1 protein-coding gene and 2 pseudogenes are annotated in these 1,366 nt (G+C 70.7%); 2 read left to right on the top strand and 1 reads right to left on the bottom strand.

The window, feature by feature from the left end:
• Both EHS43_RS47270 and EHS43_RS44595 read left to right on the top strand, forming a co-directional pair.
• A pseudogene (locus EHS43_RS47270) lies at positions 1–226 on the top strand (hypothetical protein); the annotation flags it as partial.
• On the top strand, positions 223–900 hold the full coding sequence (locus EHS43_RS44595) for a response regulator transcription factor (RefSeq protein ID WP_125196065.1): 678 nt from the start codon (positions 223–225) through the stop codon (positions 898–900). The pseudogene EHS43_RS47270 and the gene EHS43_RS44595, both read left to right, overlap by 4 nt.
• Before the next feature lie 72 nt (positions 901–972).
• Here the strand turns inward: EHS43_RS44595 and EHS43_RS44600 are convergent.
• Positions 973–1,264 (bottom strand): annotated as a pseudogene (locus EHS43_RS44600) (DUF4265 domain-containing protein); the annotation flags it as partial.
• Between the last annotated feature and the right edge of the window lie 102 nt (positions 1,265–1,366).

Raw genomic sequence — 1,366 nt, forward strand, 5'->3', positions numbered from 1 at the left:
CGGCATGGGTGAAAGGATCGAAGCCGTCGGGGGATCGCTGAGCACGGGGCCCGCTCCGGACGGGCCGGGCTGGCGGATCGTGCTGCGCGTGCCCGTGGTGGACCCGGTGCCATGCGGGTCCACCGCGCGGGGCGCCGAGGCCGACGGCGGCTCCACGGGCGAGACAACGACGGACGGGCCGGGCACGGATGGTGTGCGGGGCCGTGACGAGAAGGAGAGCACGTGACCATTCGGGTGGTCGTCGCCGACGACCAGGCCGTCGTGCGTGACGGAGTGGTGCTGTTGCTCGGCTCGGCCGATGACGTCGAGGTGGTCGGTCAGGCGGACAACGGTCTGGACGCCGTGGAGCTGGCATTGCGCATGCGTCCCGACGTCGTGGTCGTGGACCTGCGGATGCCGGGGCTGGACGGCACCGGCGTGACGGAGCGGGTGCTGGCCGCGGGGATCGGGGTCCGGGTCCTGGTGCTGACCACGTACGCGGACGACGACGCGGTGCTGCCGGCTCTGCGCGCCGGAGCGGCCGGGTATCTCACCAAGGACGCCACCGGTGAGGCCGTACTGGCCGCCGTGCGGGACGTCGCCGCCCGTCGCACCGCACTGGATCCCGCGGTGCAGCGGCGTCTGGTCGAACTGGTCACCCGGCAGCAGGACGCCGCCTCGCCGTCGGGGCCGCCGCGGGTGGCAGGCGAGTCGGCCGGGCTGACGCGCCGTGAGATCGACGTACTGCGTCTGGTCGCCGACGGCCTCAACAACCGTCAGGTGGCTCGGGAACTGGTGATCAGCGAGGCGACGGTCAAGACACACCTCAATCACCTGCTGGCCAAACTCGCACTGGAGGATCGCGGCGCGCTGATCGCGTGGGCGTGGCGAAACGGCATGACCAGCACACCGGGCGTCTAGAGCCGCCCGGCGCAGTCCCAGGTGAGCGACCGAGTTCGCGTCGCGTTTCGACTCGGCGGACAAGCGACAGACTCAGGCGTTCCACCACTCGTCGGTGCCGCAGCCGACCTCGTAGTGCCACCAACCTTCCTCTTGGCCTTGTGTCAGAAGGGCCTTGATCCCAGCGAAGTCCGCGCCTGCCGTCGCGGTGAAGGCCACCATGGGGAAGTCCTCGCTGAAGGACCTCGCCCCCGAGGCCGCATACCGAAAGGCGTTGATGTACCGCCTGCGAACTGCGCCCCAGTGAGCCGGTGGGCAGGGGCACCACGCGGATCGTGCAGTCGCCGGAGGACCTGCCACGCTCGACGGCCCAGTGCAGCCCGTCACCACAGCCCTTCGGTGTCCTGCGGGAACCACCCCACCCCACCGCAGAACTCCCCCATCCTCACGAGAACCTGGCGCCCCGCCGGTTCCGTAGTACGGGATG

It is taken from the genome of Streptomyces sp. RP5T (genome assembly GCF_003933965.1).
Classification (GTDB): Bacteria; Actinomycetota; Actinomycetes; order Streptomycetales; family Streptomycetaceae; genus Streptomyces.